The 15796-nt window shown below is 67.7% G+C and carries 12 protein-coding genes; 5 read left to right on the forward strand and 7 right to left on the reverse strand.

What is annotated here, in order from left to right; genetic code table 11:
- Window positions 1-39 precede the first annotated feature (39 nt).
- The 3 genes from AU187_RS01010 to AU187_RS01020 form a co-directional block, all read right to left on the reverse strand.
- The gene (locus tag AU187_RS01010) at window positions 40-1506 is read right to left on the reverse strand and encodes a glutamate synthase subunit beta (protein ID WP_059100665.1); all 1467 of its coding nucleotides are present in this window, start codon (window positions 1504-1506) and stop codon (window positions 40-42) included.
- Window positions 1499-6082, reverse strand: coding sequence for a glutamate synthase large subunit (gene gltB, locus AU187_RS01015; RefSeq protein ID WP_059156938.1), 4584 nt, complete (start codon window positions 6080-6082; stop codon window positions 1499-1501). The genes AU187_RS01010 and gltB overlap by 8 nt, the downstream gene beginning before the upstream one ends.
- A 412-nt stretch (window positions 6083-6494) precedes the next feature.
- A complete protein-coding gene (locus tag AU187_RS01020) occupies window positions 6495-8573 on the reverse strand; it encodes a heavy metal translocating P-type ATPase (RefSeq protein ID WP_059100663.1) in 2079 nt (692 codons plus the stop codon).
- 61 nt (window positions 8574-8634) lie between these two features.
- Here AU187_RS01020 and AU187_RS01025 point away from each other — a divergent pair, with 61 nt between their 5' ends.
- The 3 genes from AU187_RS01025 to aqpZ all read left to right on the forward strand — a co-directional run bounded on the left by AU187_RS01025 (window position 8635) and on the right by aqpZ (window position 11746).
- Window positions 8635-9450 (forward strand): PaaI family thioesterase, encoded by an 816-nt coding sequence (locus AU187_RS01025; protein ID WP_059100662.1) that lies wholly within the window; start codon window positions 8635-8637, stop codon window positions 9448-9450.
- A 12-nt stretch (window positions 9451-9462) separates the two neighbouring features.
- Window positions 9463-10854: a chloride channel protein gene (locus tag AU187_RS01030; protein WP_059100661.1), complete on the forward strand. Its 1392-nt coding sequence runs from the start codon at window positions 9463-9465 to the stop codon at window positions 10852-10854.
- Window positions 10855-10957: 103 nt separating this feature from the next.
- The gene (gene aqpZ / locus AU187_RS01035; protein WP_059100660.1) at window positions 10958-11746 is read left to right on the forward strand and encodes an aquaporin Z; all 789 of its coding nucleotides are present in this window, start codon (window positions 10958-10960) and stop codon (window positions 11744-11746) included.
- Here the strand turns inward: aqpZ and AU187_RS01040 are convergent.
- The 3 genes from AU187_RS01040 to AU187_RS01050 form a co-directional block, all read right to left on the reverse strand.
- Window positions 11739-12296: a Dps family protein gene (locus tag AU187_RS01040; RefSeq protein WP_059100788.1), complete on the reverse strand. Its 558-nt coding sequence runs from the start codon at window positions 12294-12296 to the stop codon at window positions 11739-11741. The genes aqpZ and AU187_RS01040 overlap by 8 nt on opposite strands.
- Before the next feature lie 80 nt (window positions 12297-12376).
- Window positions 12377-13288: a DNA-3-methyladenine glycosylase family protein gene (locus tag AU187_RS01045; protein ID WP_059100659.1), complete on the reverse strand. Its 912-nt coding sequence runs from the start codon at window positions 13286-13288 to the stop codon at window positions 12377-12379.
- 9 nt (window positions 13289-13297) lie between these two features.
- Window positions 13298-13666, reverse strand: coding sequence for a DUF427 domain-containing protein (locus tag AU187_RS01050; protein WP_059100658.1), 369 nt, complete (start codon window positions 13664-13666; stop codon window positions 13298-13300).
- Between the two features lie 82 nt (window positions 13667-13748).
- Here AU187_RS01050 and AU187_RS01055 point away from each other — a divergent pair, with 82 nt between their 5' ends.
- Both AU187_RS01055 and AU187_RS01060 read left to right on the forward strand, forming a co-directional pair.
- The gene (locus tag AU187_RS01055) at window positions 13749-14222 is read left to right on the forward strand and encodes an SRPBCC family protein (RefSeq protein WP_059100657.1); all 474 of its coding nucleotides are present in this window, start codon (window positions 13749-13751) and stop codon (window positions 14220-14222) included.
- Between the two features lie 3 nt (window positions 14223-14225).
- Window positions 14226-14882 carry an enoyl-CoA hydratase-related protein gene (locus AU187_RS01060; RefSeq protein WP_059166157.1) on the forward strand — a complete coding sequence of 219 codons (657 nt, stop codon included), beginning with the start codon at window positions 14226-14228 and terminating at the stop codon, window positions 14880-14882.
- 55 nt (window positions 14883-14937) lie between these two features.
- Here AU187_RS01060 and AU187_RS01065 read toward each other — a convergent pair whose 3' ends face one another.
- Window positions 14938-15756 (reverse strand): class I SAM-dependent methyltransferase, encoded by an 819-nt coding sequence (locus AU187_RS01065; protein ID WP_059100655.1) that lies wholly within the window; start codon window positions 15754-15756, stop codon window positions 14938-14940.
- Window positions 15757-15796: the final 40 nt, after the last annotated feature.

Below are 15796 nucleotides of genomic sequence, written 5' to 3' on the forward strand. Positions count from 1 at the left end.
CGAAAAGCCGGTCATTGCCCCGCGTGTCGCGGGCAGGAGCTAACGCTGCGGGACGGCGGTCGGCGTGATCGGCGCAGGAAGAGCGGAGTGCCCCATCAGGTAGCGGTCGGCACCGGCAGCGGCGGCGCGGCCCTCGGCGATCGCCCACACGATCAGCGACTGACCCCGGCCAATGTCGCCGGCCACGAAGACGCCGGGCACCGACGAGCAGAAGTCGGCGTCGCGTGCGACGTTGCCGCGCTCGTTGATCTCCACATTCAGGTCGGTGAGCAGACCTTCGCGTTCGGGTCCGGTGAATCCCATCGCGAGCAGCACGAGGTCGACTTCCATCTCGAATTCGGTGCCGTCGACCTTCTCGAACTTGCCGGCGTTCATCTTGACCTCGTGACCGCGCAGGCCAGTCACCCGGCCGTCCTTGCCCACGAACTCCTCGGTGTTGACCGAGTAGACCCGCTCGCCACCTTCCTCGTGAGCGGAGGACACCCGGAACATCAGCGGGTAGACGGGCCACGGCGTCGAGTCGGCGCGCGTCTCCGGCGGGCGCGGCATGATCTCGAACTGATGCACGCTGGCCGCGCCCTGTCGGTGCGCGGTGCCGAGGCAGTCTGCGCCGGTGTCGCCACCGCCGATGATGATGACCTTCTTGCCCTTGGCGTGGATGGGCGGCAGGCCGTGCTCATCGGTCACCGGATCGCCGAACTGCACGCGGTTGGCCCACGGCAGGTACTCCATCGCCTGGTGGATGCCGTCCAGTTCACGGCCGGGAATCGGCAGGTCGCGACGCGCCGTCGCGCCACCGGCGAGCACCACCGCGTCGAAGTCCTTGCGCAGCTGCTGGGCGGTGATGTCGACCCCGACGTTGACGCCGGTGCGAAACTCGGTGCCCTCGGCCGCCATCTGCTCCAGACGACGGTCGATGTGGCGCTTTTCCATCTTGAATTCGGGGATGCCGTAGCGCAGCAGGCCGCCGATCCGGTCGTCGCGCTCGAACAGCGTCACGCTGTGCCCGGCGCGGGTGAGCTGCTGGGCCGCAGCCAATCCCGCAGGGCCGGAGCCGACGACGGCGACCTTCTTGCCCGTCTTGACCTCCGGCGGCCGAGGTGTCACCCATCCCTCGTCGAACGCCTTGTCGATGATCTCGACCTCGATCTGCTTGATCGTGACCGGATCCTGGTTGATGCCGAGCACGCACGAGCCCTCGCACGGGGCGGGGCAGAGCCGGCCGGTGAACTCGGGGAAGTTATTCGTCGCGTGCAGCCGCTCGATCGCGTCGCGCCAGCGGTCGTTGCGGACCAGGTCGTTCCACTCGGGGATCAGGTTACCGAGGGGACAGCCGTTGTGGCAGAACGGGATACCGCAGTCCATGCAGCGGGTCGCCTGTTCGCGCAGCGTGTCGTGGGAGAAGTCCTCGTAGACCTCTTTCCAGTCGCGCAGGCGAATCGGCACGGGCCGCCGCTGCGGCGTCTCGCGCTGGGTGTACTTGAGGAAACCGCGCGGGTCAGCCACTGGCGGCCGCCATGATCGCCTCATCGACGTCGCCGCCGCGCTGTTCGGCTTCGGCGATCGCCTCGAGCACCCGCTTGAAGTCGCGGGGCATCACCTTGGTGAAGTGCTTCACGTTGTTGTTCCAGTCGTTCAGAATGCGTGTTCCCACAGCGGAATCGGTGGCGTCCACGTGGGCCTGGATCATGGTGCCCAACCACTCGAGATCCTCCTCGTCGAGGTCTTCGAGTTCCACCATCTCGGCGTTGAGATTGCCCGGCAGTGTGCCGTCGGGATCGTAGACGTAGGCCACGCCACCCGACATGCCCGCGGCGAAGTTGCGGCCCGTCGGTCCGAGGATCGCGATCTTGCCGCCGGTCATGTACTCGCAACCGTGGTCACCCACGCCTTCGACAACGGCGTGCGCGCCGGAGTTGCGCACCGCGAACCGCTCACCGACCTGGCCGCGGATGAACGCCTGCCCGCTGGTGGCGCCGAACAGAATCACGTTGCCGGCGATGATGTTGTCCTCGGCGACGTAGTCGGCCGGCGCATTGTCCGACGGACGCACGACGATCCGCCCGCCCGACAGGCCCTTGCCGACGTAGTCGTTGGCGTCGCCGTACACCCGCAGGGTGATGCCCTTCGGCACGAAGGCGCCGAAGCTGTTACCCGCCGAGCCGTCGAACGTGATGTCGATGGTGCCGTCCGGGAGCCCCTGCCCGCCATAAGCTTTCGTCACTTCGTGACCGAGCATGGTGCCGACCGTGCGATTGACGTTGGCGATGGTGGTCGAGAATCGCACCGGCGAACCGGAATCCAGCGCTTCGCGGCACATCACGATCAGCTGCTGGTCGAGCGCCTTGTCGAGGCCATGGTCCTGGCGCGAACTGCAGTACAGATCCTGGTTCATGAACGCCGACTCGGGCTCGTGCAACACCGGCGCCAAGTCGAGCTTGTAGGCCTTCCAGTGCTCGGCGGCCTTCGTGGTGTCCAGCGCACCGACCTGGCCGACCATCTCGTTGACCGTGCGGAAGCCCAACTGCGCCATCATCTCACGCACTTCTTCGGCGATGAACATGAAGAAGTTCTCGACGAACTCCGGCTTGCCGGTGAACCGCTCGCGCAGCACCGGGTTCTGGGTCGCCACCCCCACGGGGCAGGTGTCGAGGTGGCAGACGCGCATCATGATGCAGCCCGACACCACCAGCGGTGCGGTGGCGAAGCCGAACTCCTCCGCACCCAGCAGCGCGGCGACCACGACGTCGCGGCCGGTCTTGAGCTGACCGTCGACCTGCACGACGATGCGGTCCCGAAGACCGTTGAGCAGCAACGTCTGCTGGGTCTCGGCCAAGCCGAGCTCCCACGGCGCGCCGGCGTGCTTCATCGACGTCAGCGGCGTCGCGCCGGTGCCGCCGTCGTGACCGGAGATCAGCACGACATCCGCATGTGCTTTCGAGACGCCTGCGGCCACGGTTCCCACTCCATTTTCGGAGACCAGCTTGACGTGTACCCGCGCCTGCGGATTCGCGTTCTTGAGGTCGTGGATCAGCTGCGCCAGGTCCTCGATCGAGTAGATGTCGTGGTGCGGCGGGGGCGAGATCAGCCCGACGCCGGGCGTCGAGTGCCGCACCTCGGCCACCCACGGGTACACCTTGGCGCCCGGAAGCTGGCCGCCCTCACCGGGTTTCGCGCCCTGGGCCATCTTGATCTGGATGTCGGTGCAGTTGCTCAGATAGTGGCTCGTCACGCCGAACCGGCCGGACGCGACCTGCTTGATGGCGCTGCGGCGCCAGTCACCGTTCTCGTCGCGGTCGAAGCGTTTGACGTCTTCGCCGCCCTCACCCGAATTCGACCGCCCGCCAAGGCGGTTCATTGCGATGGCCAGTGTCTCGTGGGCCTCGGCGGAGATCGAGCCGTAGCTCATCGCCCCGGTGGAGAACCGCTTGACGATCTCGCTGGCCGGTTCCACCTCGTCGAGCGGAACCGGCGAACGGACGCCGTCGCGGAACTTGAGAAGCCCACGCAGCGAGGCCATCCGCTCGCTCTGGTCATCGACAAGCTTGGTGTACTCCTTGAAGATCGAGTACTGGCCGGTCCGGGTGGAGTGCTGCAGCTTGAACACCGTGTCCGGGTTGAACAGGTGGTATTCACCCTCGCGGCGCCACTGGTACTCGCCGCCGACCTCGAGTTCGCGGTGCGCCCACTCGTCGGGGCGATCGAGATATGCCAGGGAGTGCCGGGACGCGACGTCGTCGGCGATGTCGTCGAGCTCGATGCCGCCGACCGGGCACGTCAGCCCCGTGAAGTACTCGGCGAGCACCTGCTGGCTGATGCCGATGGCCTGGAACAGCTGTGCGCCGGTGTAGGAGGCCAGCGTCGAGATGCCCATCTTCGACATCACCTTCAGCACGCCCTTGCCGGCGGCCTTGACGTAGTTGGACTTGGCCGCATCGCTGCTGATTCCGGTGATCACGCCGCGGTCGACCATGTCCTCGATCGACTCGAACGCCATGTAGGGGTTGATCGCCGCCGCGCCGAAACCGACGAGGCAGGCCATGTGGTGCACCTCGCGGGCATCGCCGGCCTCGACGACCAGGCCCACCTTCGTGCGGGTGCGTTCCCGCACCAGGTGGTGATGGACGGCCGAGACCGACAACAGCGACGGAATCGGCGCCATCTGCTCGTTGGATTCGCGGTCGGAGAGCACGATGATGCGGGCACCCTCGCGGATCGCGGTCGACACCTTGGCCCGCACGTTGTCCAGCGCCTCCTTGAGGCCCTGCCCGCCGCGGTTGACCGGATACAGACATCGAATCACCGCCGCGCGCATACCGTGCTTGTGGCCGCGGATCTCGTGGTCGGGGTCGACGCAGATCAGCTTCGACAGTTCGGCGTTGCGCAGGATCGGCTGCGGCAGCACGATCTGGCGGCACGACTCGGCGTTCGGGTTGAGCAGATCGCCCTCGGGACCGAGCGTGCCTTGCAGGCTGGTCACCACCTCTTCGCGGATGGCGTCCAGCGGCGGGTTGGTCACCTGAGCGAACAGCTGCTGGAAGTAGTCGTAGAGCATCCGCGGCCGCGTCGAGAGCACCGCGATCGGGGTGTCGGTGCCCATCGAACCGATCGGCTCGGCGCCGGTGCGCGCCATCGGCGCCACCAACAGGTTGAGCTCCTCGTAGGTGTAGCCGAAGATCTGCTGGCGCAACACCACTCGGTGATGCGGCATCCGCACGTAGTCGCCGGGCGGCAGCTCGTCGAGGTGGAACAGACCGGCGTCGAGCCACTCCCCGTACGGCTGCTCGGCGGCCAGTTCGGCCTTGATCTCCTCGTCGTCGACGATGCGGCCCTTGGAGGTGTCGACCAGGAACATGCGGCCGGGCTGCAGGCGCATCTTCTTCACGACGGTCGACGGGTCGAGGTCGAGCACTCCGGCCTCGGACGCCATCACGACCAGGCCGTCCCTGGTGACCCAGATGCGCGACGGCCGAAGGCCGTTACGGTCCAGGACGGCGCCGATCACCGTGCCGTCGGTGAACGTCATCGACGCCGGGCCGTCCCAGGGCTCCATCAACGACGCGTGGTACCGGTAGAAGGCCCGCCGGGCGGGATCCATCGTCTCGTGCCGCTCCCAGGCCTCCGGGATCATCATCAGCACGGCGTGCGGAAGGCTGCGGCCACCGAGATGCAGCAGCTCCAGCACCTCGTCGAACCGCGCGGTGTCCGACGCTCCGGGGGTACACACCGGGGTGATCTTGTCGAGATCCTGATTCGGGCCGAACACGTCCGTCTTGATCAGCGCCTCGCGCGCGCGCATCCAGTTCTCGTTGCCGGTGACGGTGTTGATCTCGCCGTTGTGGGCGATGCGCCGGAACGGATGGGCCAGCGGCCACGACGGGAACGTGTTGGTCGAGAAGCGCGAGTGCACGATGCCCAGCGCGCTGGTGAGCCGATCGTCCTGCAGGTCGAGGTAGAACGCCTTGAGCTGCGGGGTGGTCAGCATGCCCTTGTAGACGAACGTCTGGCCGGAAAGGCTTGGGAAGTAGACGGTTTCGCGTCCCGGGCCGTCCTGTCCCGGCCCCTTGGTGCCGAGCTCGTGTTCGGCCCGCTTGCGCACCACGTAGGCGCGGCGTTCCAGTTCCATGCCCGAGGCGCCCGCCAGGAACAGCTGCCGGAACGTCGGCATCGCGTCGCGGGCCAACGCGCCCAGCGGTGAATCGTCGATGGGCACCTCGCGCCAGCCGAGCACCTCGAGCCCCTCGGCCTCGGCGATCTTCTCGACGGCCTCGCAGGCGGTCGACGCATCCTTCGACGACTGCGGGAGGAACGCGATACCGGTGGCGTAGCTGCCCGGTTCGGGCAGGTCGAAGTCGACCACCGCGCGCAGGAAGTCGTCCGGGACCTGCAGCATGATGCCCGCGCCGTCGCCGGTGTTCGGTTCGGCACCCTGGGCACCACGGTGCTCCAGGTTCACCAGGGCGGTGATGGCCTTGTCGACGATGTCGCGGCTGCGGCGCCCGTGCATGTCGGCGACCATGGCCACGCCGCATGCGTCATGCTCGAACGCGGGGTCGTAGAGCCCCTGGCTGTTGGGCGCCATTCCCACCTACCCTTTTTCCGCACGTCTCACGAAGCTTCTGCCTGGCAGCCGTAGACCATGGCGTTTCGCCGGCCCCGGCTATGGAGTGCCTTCGTGCAGCATCGAACGCCGGCCTTTTCCCACTTGCCTCAAGTGAAGAAAACGATATGACAAACACCGGGTGACATGCCAACTTAGCGGCCCCTAACCATGGCTGGCCGACGGTGCAGGCGACGTTCGGTGCCCAGCCCGCCGACCAGCGAAATCCCGTGTCCCGATGGTGTTTTCGTGGGTTACCGGCGAGCACCAGCCAGGTGCGGTATACATCACATCAGGCTTCCGCCGCCGCACACGATTTGCTGTGCTGCGAGTAACGGGCGGTTGGCCTGGTGTGATGACCTCATTGGTATTTGCTGAAAGCCTAGTCAGATTCTTAAGAAACCGCTTTCAGGCTGGCTTCGGGGTCGAGGTCGAGCCGACGTAGCAATTGCGCGTTCAGCGCCACCACCACGGTCGAAGCCGACATCAAGATCGCACCGACCGACATCGGCAGCACGAAGCCGACCGGCGCCAGCACGCCCGCGGCAAGCGGCACCGACACAATGTTGTAACCCGCTGCCCACCAAAGGTTTTGCTTCATCTTTCGATACGACGCCCGCGACAACAGGATGACCGACAACACCGAGCGCGGATCCGAGCCGGCCAGGATCACGCCGGCCGAGGCGATCGCCACGTCGGTACCCGCACCGATCGCAATGCCGACGTCGGCCTGCGCGAGGGCGGGGGCGTCGTTGACGCCGTCTCCAACCATCGCCACCTTTCGGCCTTCGTCCTGCAGTTCGGCGACCTTCGCCGCCTTGTCCTCGGGGCGGACACCGGCAAACACCCGCTCGATGCCCAGTTCAGCGGCTACCGCTCGCGCGACCGGCTCCGCGTCGCCGGTGATCATCACCACTTCGACACCCAGTTTGCGCAGCGCCGTGACCGTCTGCCGGGACTCCGGCCGCACCTCGTCGGCGAGCTTCACCGCGCCGACGACCTCGCCGTCGGCCACGACATGCAGGACGATCGCGCCCTCGTCGCGCCACTGCGATGTTTCGGGCAGCTCGGCCAGACCCGCCTCCGCCAGCATTCGCGGTCCACCGACCTGCACGGTTCGCCCGTCGACCGTGGCCGTGACGCCGACCGCGGGTGAGGAGCTGAACTCTGTCGCCGACGCCAGCGTGAGATTGCGGTGACGCGCGGCCGCGACGATCGCGCGCGCCAGCGGATGCTCGGAGTCCGCTTCGGCGGCCGCGGCCAGCCCCAGCACATCGTCGGCGGCATCGGCATGCACCGTTGCGACCGCGGTGACCGTCGGTTCTCCCCTGGTCAGCGTGCCGGTCTTGTCGAAGAGTACGGCGTCGACGGTCCGCATGCTCTCCAGCGCGAGCCGGTCCTTGACCAGCACGCCCCCACGCGCGGCGCGTTCGGTGGCGATGGACACCACCAGCGGGATCGCCAGGCCAAGCGCGTGCGGGCAGGCGATCACGAGCACGGTGATGGTCCGCACGACCGCTTCGTCGGGCATTCCGAGGAACGACCACACCACCGCGGTGACGACCGCCGCGGACAGCGCGAACCAGAACAGCCAGCCGGCCGCCTTGTCCGCCAGCCGCTGCGCCCGGGACGACGAGTTCTGCGCCTCGGCGACCAACCGCTGGATACCGGCGAGCGTGGTGTCGTCGCCGACCGCGCTGACCTTCACCCGCAACGCCGAATCGGTGGCGACGGTGCCGGCGACGACGTGGTCGCCCACGGCCCGCCGGACCGGGCGCGATTCGCCGGTGACCATCGACTCGTCGACGTCCGCGGCACCGTCGACGATGTCGCCGTCGGCCGGCACGTTGCCGCCCGGCCGGACCAGCACGACGTCGCCGAGTTTCAGCTCGGCCGGCGTGACCGTCTCCGTGCCGCCGTCGACGATCCGTTCGGCCTCGTCGGGCAGCAGCGCGGCCAGGGAATCCAGCGCGGAGGTGGTCTGCGCGAGCGAGCGCATCTCGATCCAGTGACCGAGCAACATGATCACGATCAGCAGGGCCAGCTCCCACCAGAAATCGAGCTGGTGGTGCAGCACGCCGAGGCTCGCACCCCACGACGACAGGAACGCCACGGTGATCGCCAAACCGATCAGCAGCATCATCCCCGGTGCGCGGGAACGGATCTCACTGATCGCACCGGACAGGAAGGGGCGTCCTCCCCAGACGTACATCACGGTGCCCAGCACCGGCGACACCCACGTGATTCCGGGAATGTCGGGGATGGAGTAGCCGACGATCATCGCGAACATGCCGGACAGCGCGACGGTCGGAACCGCGAGCACCAGCATGCTCCAGAACAATCGCCGGAACACTGCGACGTGCCCAGCGTGCCCGGCGTGGTCGCCGTGACCGGCGTGGTGGCCGTGGCCGTGTTCGGTGTGCCCGGCCGTCGCAGTATCTGGCTGGTGTTGGCCGTGATCGACGTGCGTCATGCCGCCATCGTATACCCCCTAGGGGTATAAAGCCACCGCCGATCGGCGACGCTGGATCCCGATGTCACACCCTCTGAACACTCCCCTGGGCCGGTTCGGCATCGTGACGTCGCGCGACGCGGCCCACGAGTGTGTGGCCTCGATTCCGGTCGGCGCGATGGTGAACCCACTGAACGGCGCCCCGACCATCGCACCGCTGGCGATGCTGGTCGATCACGCCTGCGGCCTCGTCAACCACCGGCGACGCGCCGCCGACGAGTGGACGGTATCCAGCGAGCTCTCGCTGGAGGCCGACCCCGACGCCGCTGACATCGTCGCGACCGCACCGGAAATTCCGGTGATGGCGACGGCGCAGCCGTTCGGCAGGAAGAGCAACGTGGTGTTGGCGACATGCGCGCTCGCGCACCGCGACACCGTGCTGGCCACCGCCACGGTTCGTTCGTTCTACATCCGCTCGCCCGACAACCTCGCACCGTTTCCCGACGGGCCGACCGGACCACTGCCGGCGGGCACGCTGGCCGACCGGATGGCGGTGCGGGTCGCCGAGAGCGGCGGGGCGGGTCCGGTTCTGCTGCAGGACGAAGACCCCGTGCTGAACAACTCGATCGGCGTCGTGCACGGCGGCGTGTCGGCCATGGCGCTGGAACTGGTGGCATCGGCGGCACTCAACACCGACCGCCTCGACCGGCCGCTACGGACGTCGTCGCTGCACGTCAATTTTTTGCGGCCGTTCCATAGTGGTACCGAATCCCGTTATGTCGGAACGGCTTTGCGTATCGGACGCAGTATGGGCGTGAGCGAGGCGAAAGCCGTCGAGCCGGGTGGCGAAGCGGCGATCATCGCGAGACTGACCGCGTACCGCGCAGGATCGCACTAGCATCTGGAGACCATGCCCGAGACCCGCGAATCCGGCGGCGGTCTGGGCGGATTCATTCGTCGCTCCGGGTACATCCGGAAGTGGGTGATCCTCGGGATCGCGATCGGCGTCATCGCCGGGCTCGGCGCGGTGGTGTTCTATCTGGCGCTGGACTATGCGGGCCGCTTGCTGCTCGGTGAACTCGCCGGCTATCGCATTCCCGAACCAGTCGGCGACGGCGGCGATCCGGGCTCGGCCGACTTCGACCGACCGTGGGCGATCCCGCTGGTGGCGTGCGGCGGCGCGCTCGTATCGGCGTGGCTGGTATCGAAATTCGCCCCGGAGGCCGAGGGGCACGGCACCGACAGCGCGATCGAGGCGGTGCACACCGATCCCCGCGCCATCCGCGGTCGGGCCATCGTGGTCAAGACCATCGCCAGCGCGTTGACCATCGGTTCGGGCGGCTCGGGCGGTCGCGAGGGTCCCGCGGCGCAGATCTCGGCGGGCTTCGGGTCCATGCTCACGCGCTCGCTGGACCTCTCCGACGAGGACGGGCGCATCGCGGTGTCGCTCGGCATCGGCTCGGGTATCGGGGCCATTTTCGGGGCGCCGCTGGGCGGCGCAGTCCTGGCCGCCTCGATCGTGTACCGGCGGGACTTCGACTACAAGGCGCTCATCCCCGGCTTCATCACCTCGGCCACCGCCTACGCCGTGCTCGGATCGATCCTGGGGTTCGACCCGCTGTTCGGGTTCGTCGCCGCCGACTACAGGTTCGACCACCCGCTGGACCTGAGCTGGTTCGTCGTGCTCGGCATCGTCGCCGCCGGCGTCGGATACCTCTACGCCCGCATCTTTTACGGCACGGTCGCGCTGACGAAGCGCCTGCCCGGCCACACGGTGCTCAAACCCGCGCTGGGCGGGCTGGCCGTCGGACTGCTGGCGCTCGTCATCCCGCAGATCCTGGCCAGCGGCTACGGCTGGGCGCAAAAGGCCACCGCCACTGATACTTTGATGGCCATCCCGCTGTGGATCGTTCTGGTTCTGCCGCTGGCGAAGATCGTCGCGACATCGCTGTCGATCGGCACGGGCGGGTCCGGCGGCATCTTCGGACCGGGTGTCGTGATCGGCGCGTTCGTCGGTGCTGCGGTGTGGCGCCTCGGCGACCTCGTGCAGGCACCAGGCATTCCCGACACTCCAGCCGTCTTCGTCGTCGTCGGCATGATGGCCTGCTTCGGCAGCGTCGCCCATGCGCCCCTGGCCGTGATGATCATGGTGGCGGAGATGACCGGGTCCTTCTCGGTGATCCCGTGCGCGATGGCGGCGGTCGGAATCGCCTATCTGCTGATATCGCGCACCGACGTGTCGATCTACCAGGCGCAGCGCCTCGACCGCGAAACCGAGCAGGCGCAGCAACGCGCCGACTGACACCGGTCACGGCAGGGTCGCGATCGGATGGTGACCGTCTCTGTCGCGCCACGATTCGGCCACGAACGTTCGCAACGGTTGCCACACATGTGACCCTCACCGTATGGACGCCCCCACGATGCTGCACCGATTGGCAGCGGAATTCATCGGAACGTTCTGGTTGGTCCTCGGCGGTTGCGGCAGTGCGGTGTTCGCCGCGAAGTTCGTCGACGCTGATGGAACCTCGCTGGGCATCGGATTCCTCGGTGTCGCATTGGCATTCGGCCTCACGGTGCTCACCGGCGTGTACGCGTTCGGCACCATCTCCGGCGGCCACTTCAATCCCGCCGTCACCCTCGGCGCGGCACTGGCCCGGCGGGTCGAGTGGAAAGCGCTGGCGCCCTACTGGATCACCCAGGTGATCGGCGGGGTCGCTGCGGGCTTGATCATCTATGTCATCGCCAAGGGCCAGCCAGGTTGGACCGCAACGGGAAACATGGCGGCCAACGGCTACGGCGCCCACTCGCCCGGCGGTTATTCGCTGTGGGCGGTGCTGATCACCGAGGTGGTGCTGACCGGTCTGTTCATGTTGGTGATCCTCGGCTCGACCGACGACCGCGCGCCGAAGGGCTTCGCCGGCTTGTCGATCGGGTTGACCCTGACGCTGATCCACCTCATCTCGATCCCGATCTCCAACACGTCGGTCAACCCGGCACGCTCGACCGGGGTCGCGTTCTTCAACGGCGACGGCGCACCCGCGCAGTTGTGGGCGTTCTGGCTCGCACCGTTGGTCGGCGCAGCACTCGCGGGCGTCGCCTACCCGTACCTGTTCGGCCGTAGAGAGGAGCTGGCCGACCGGCCGGTGCGAGACGATGCCCTCGGGGATGCCCTCGGGGATTCGCCGGCTACTTGACCGGCGACTTCTTCTTGGCCTGGCTGGCGGCGCCCTTCTCCGTCGAAGCGCCCTTGTTGGCCAGCTGACCGCCGGAGCTCTCCAGATGCGCTCGCACGAACCACTGGAACTTCTCCAGCTCGGCGGCGTGGCCGATCAGCATGTCCTGGGTGACCGGGTCCGGCTCGTCGGTCTCCTCGATGTTTCGGCGGGTGTCCTCGATGACGCCGTCGTAGACCAGATCGAGCGCCGCGAGGTGGGCCTGCACAGTGTCGCGCTCGATGGAGTAGTCGTCCCAGGACCGGTCCTCGATGATCGCGCCCGGGGTGCCCTTCGGCGCGAAACCGAGGGTGGCAATGCGCTCGGCGACCTCGTCGGCGTAGCCGCGCACCAGGTCCACCTGCGGGTCGATCATCTCGTGCACGCCGATGAAGTTCGGCCCCACCACATTCCAGTGAATGTGCTTGAGGGTCAAATGCAGGTCGTTGTATCGGCTCAACTGCTTCTGCAGGAGTTCGGCGACCTGGGTGGCCTGCTTGTCGGTCATGCCGGGGACGGTGTACTCAGACATCAAAAGCTCCTTCGCACGCATAAGGTGTCGACCGTCGGTCTACCCGCTGCCGCTGGGCGGTAATCACGCCGCTGCGCACGTCACATATCGACGAGGTTCGGTATCGCCATGCGTGGCCCGAACCGCGGCAGGACCGCCAGCCCGCTGACTTCCAACAGCCGCACCGCGCGGTGGCGGTGCGGTCGAAGCGGCTCGAGCAGCTCGACCATCGCGGCGTCGTCGATGGGGTGACCCAGCAGGGTCCAGCCGACCATCTTCGCCAGGTGGTAGTCGCCGACCGACAGCGCATCGGCGTCACCGAATGCACGCTGCGCCGTCTCCGCCGCGGTCCACTCACCGACCCCGGGCAGCGACGCCATCGCGGCTCGGGCCCGCGCGGGTGAGCGGGCGCCGAGTCGTTCCAGCGAGTCCGCGCGCTGCGCGCATCCGACGACCGTGCGGGCGCGGCGCGGGTCGACGTTGGCCCGGTGGAACTCCCACGACGGGATCCGGCGCCAGATCTCGCCGGGCGGCGGAACGCGCATGTGTGCGGGCGCCGGGCCGGGCGCCGGCGCGCCGTACTTCGTCACCAGAAGGCGCCAGGCGCGGCGAGCGTCTTTGCCGTAGACCCGCTGTTCGAGCACGGCGGGAATGAGCGCTTCGAGGACCCGGTCGGTCCGGCCCAGCCGCAGATGGCGCACTCGACGCTGGGCCGCGGCGATCGTCGGGTCGCCGGGTCGGAAGCCGAGGCTGTCGTCGTACCCGCCGAGTTGAGCCGGCAGTGCCTCGACGAATTCGGCGGCGCCGGCGCCCCAGGCTTCGCAGTCGACGGCGCCGGGTGCCGATTTCGTGATGCGCGCTGTCACCGGGCCGCTGCGCATGAGGCTGGTCCGCCAGATCGCGCCGTCGGGTGCGTCGAAGTAGCAGGGGTCCTTACGGCCGCGACGCAGCGGCGCCAGCGTCAATCCGGGGCTGGCCGGTCCGTCGAAGACGACGCTGGCCGAGGTGTGCACCGACCAAGGCTATGTGACGACGACGTCGGCCTTGTCCGGATAGAACGCGACGTGGCCGGCGATCGGTGCGACGGCGGGATACGGCTTCTCGTAGGTCCACACGGCGTCTTCGACGGTCGCGCCGCCTTCGGTGACGACGTGGTAGTAGCCGGCGTCGCCCTTGAAGGGACAGTAGGTTTCGGTGTCGCTGGGCCGGAGCCGGTCGGCGACGACGTCGTCGCGCGGAATGTAGTAGACCGCCGGGTAGGTGGACTCCTGCAGCTTCACGGCGCGATCGGTTTCGGCGACGACCTCGCCGGCCACCCGCACGGTGACGTGTCTGCCGGTCGGCTCGACGGTGATCGGGTGCGAGGCGCTGGGCTTGAGGACAGGTCTCATGTGATTGCCAACGCGCGAACCACCGCTGAGGATTCCTGATTTGTCGTACTACGTTCTGACCGGTCCGCCCTAGGATCGGCGCATGAGCGAAACAGGTCCGGCCACCGCACAGGCAGAAGTCACCATCGACGCCGACCCCGACACGGTGTACCGGTTGATCACCGACCTACCGACGCTGGCATCGCTGGCCGAGGAGGCGCATGCGATGGAGTGGCGCAAGGGCGATGCGGCGCGGCCGGGTGCGGTGTTTCGGGGCCATAACCGCAACGGGTCACGCACCTGGACCACCACCTGCACCGTCACCGCCGCCGAACCCGGCAGGGCCTTCGCGTTCGATGTGCGCAGTGCGGTGATTCCGGTCGCACACTGGCGCTATGACATCACCGCGACCGACGGCGGATGCGCGGTGACCGAGCGGACGTGGGATCGGCGGCCCGGCTGGTTTCGGGTGCCGGCCGGTTGGGCCACCGGCGTGAAAGACCGCGAAGCCGCCAACGCCGAGCACATCCGCCGGACGCTGCAGCGGTTGAAGGAAAAAGCCGAGGGATCGCGGTAGCCGATGGCCGATCTGCACAAACGCGGCGCGGTGTTCGTACTGACCCTCGGTGCCGACGAGAACCGCTTCCACCCGGACAGGTTGGCGGCGATCAATTCGGCTCTCGACGAGGTGGAGGCCACCGACGGACCGAAGGCCGTGGTCACGACGGGCGAGGGCAAGTTCTACTCCAACGGGCTCGACCTGGACTTCATGGCGGCCAATCCGGATGCCGCAGAAGCGAATCTGGCCGACGTGCATGCCCTGTTCGCCCGCGTGCTGGCCTTCCCGGCACCGATCGTCGCAGCGGTGCAGGGCCACGCGTTCGCCGCGGGAGCGATGCTGGCGCTGGCTCACGACCTGATCGTCATGCGCGCCGACCGCGGCTACTTCTGCCTACCGGAGGTCGACCTCGGCATCCCGTTCACCGCGGGGATGAACGCGCTCATCCGGTCCCGGCTGCCGATCGCCACCGCGCACGAGGCGATGACGACCGCGCGACGCTACGGCGGTGATGACGCGCTCGCGGCGGGGATCGTCGCGCAGACCGCGGGTGAGGCGGACGTGGTCGACGCGGCGGTCGACCGGGCGCAGGCATTGGCCGCGAAGGCCGGCGCGGTGTTCGGCACGATCAAGGCGCGGCTGTACGCCGAGGTGATCGCCGAACTCAACGTTCGCTAGCCGCCGAGACTGAGCTTGTGCTCGCGAATCCGATCTTCAGTTTCGACCGCAACGCTCAGAACGCGTAGCGGTGATACTGCGCCATGTAACGCAGCGACGGCAGCAACGACATCGCCCGACCCAACGCCCGGTAATACCACGCGACTGCACGGAACGACGGCGGGTCGAACGGCGACATCCAGGCCAGCAACCGGACGCCGGGCACCGCCTCGATGATGTCGTCGGGACCGTCGATACCCCAGTACAGCGTCGCGCCTGCGCGCCGCACCACCGCGTTCATCCACTGCGACCGGATGCCGAGTCGGTTGAATGCGTCGAAATGCAGTTCGCCGGACGGGAAACCGTCGACGATGCGCCGCAGCAGCGCAACGCCGTCCGCCTCGGTCAGGTACATGGTCAGGCCCTCGCCGATCATCAAAGCCGGTCGGTCGGAGGGTATTTCGGTCAGCCACGCCGGATCGGTGACCGATGCGGCGATGACGCGGTAGTGCTCACGCTCGGGGTAGAGCTGCTTACGCAGATCGGCGACGTCGGGATAGTCGATGTCAAACCAGTCGACGCCCGGCCCGGGATCCACTCGGAACGCGCGCGCATCCAGCCCACATCCCAGATGCAGCACGACGGCTTCGGGATGCACCGCCAGGAATTGGCGCGCCCACGTGTCGAAGTGGGCGCTGCGAGTGGTCACCGACGCTGAATTGGCCGCGGTGATCGATGTCTTCGACCAGTCGTAGTCGATCCGGTCCACGATGTCCTTGGCGAACCGGTCACCGAGGATGGGCGCGGGTAGATCGGCATCGAGCGCCTTGGCGTAGAAGGTCGCCAGCATGGTCTGCGGCGCACCGGACAGATCGACATGCAGTTTGTCGGGCATCTCTGCGACGCTAGTCGCGATCGAATCGACAACGCCAGCA

Source organism: Mycobacterium sp. IS-1556 (genome assembly GCF_001499985.1).
In the GTDB taxonomy this organism is placed as follows: Bacteria; Actinomycetota; Actinomycetes; order Mycobacteriales; family Mycobacteriaceae; genus Mycobacterium.

Bases quoted from the DNA above. Each gene is read 5' to 3' on its own strand.
- gltB (WP_059156938.1), bottom strand. From the start codon at position 6,082: ATGGCGCCCAACAGCCAGGGGCTCTACGACCCCGCGTTCGAGCATGAC.
- AU187_RS01020 (WP_059100663.1), bottom strand. From the start codon at position 8,573: ATGACGCACGTCGATCACGGCCAACACCAGCCAGATACTGCGACGGCC.
- AU187_RS01025 (WP_059100662.1), top strand. From the start codon at position 8,635: ATGTCACACCCTCTGAACACTCCCCTGGGCCGGTTCGGCATCGTGACG.
- AU187_RS01030 (WP_059100661.1), top strand. From the start codon at position 9,463: ATGCCCGAGACCCGCGAATCCGGCGGCGGTCTGGGCGGATTCATTCGT.
- aqpZ (WP_059100660.1), top strand. From the start codon at position 10,958: ATGGACGCCCCCACGATGCTGCACCGATTGGCAGCGGAATTCATCGGA.
- AU187_RS01040 (WP_059100788.1), bottom strand. From the start codon at position 12,296: ATGTCTGAGTACACCGTCCCCGGCATGACCGACAAGCAGGCCACCCAG.
- AU187_RS01050 (WP_059100658.1), bottom strand. From the start codon at position 13,666: ATGAGACCTGTCCTCAAGCCCAGCGCCTCGCACCCGATCACCGTCGAG.
- AU187_RS01055 (WP_059100657.1), top strand. From the start codon at position 13,749: ATGAGCGAAACAGGTCCGGCCACCGCACAGGCAGAAGTCACCATCGAC.
- AU187_RS01060 (WP_059166157.1), top strand. From the start codon at position 14,226: ATGGCCGATCTGCACAAACGCGGCGCGGTGTTCGTACTGACCCTCGGT.
- AU187_RS01065 (WP_059100655.1), bottom strand. From the start codon at position 15,756: ATGCCCGACAAACTGCATGTCGATCTGTCCGGTGCGCCGCAGACCATG.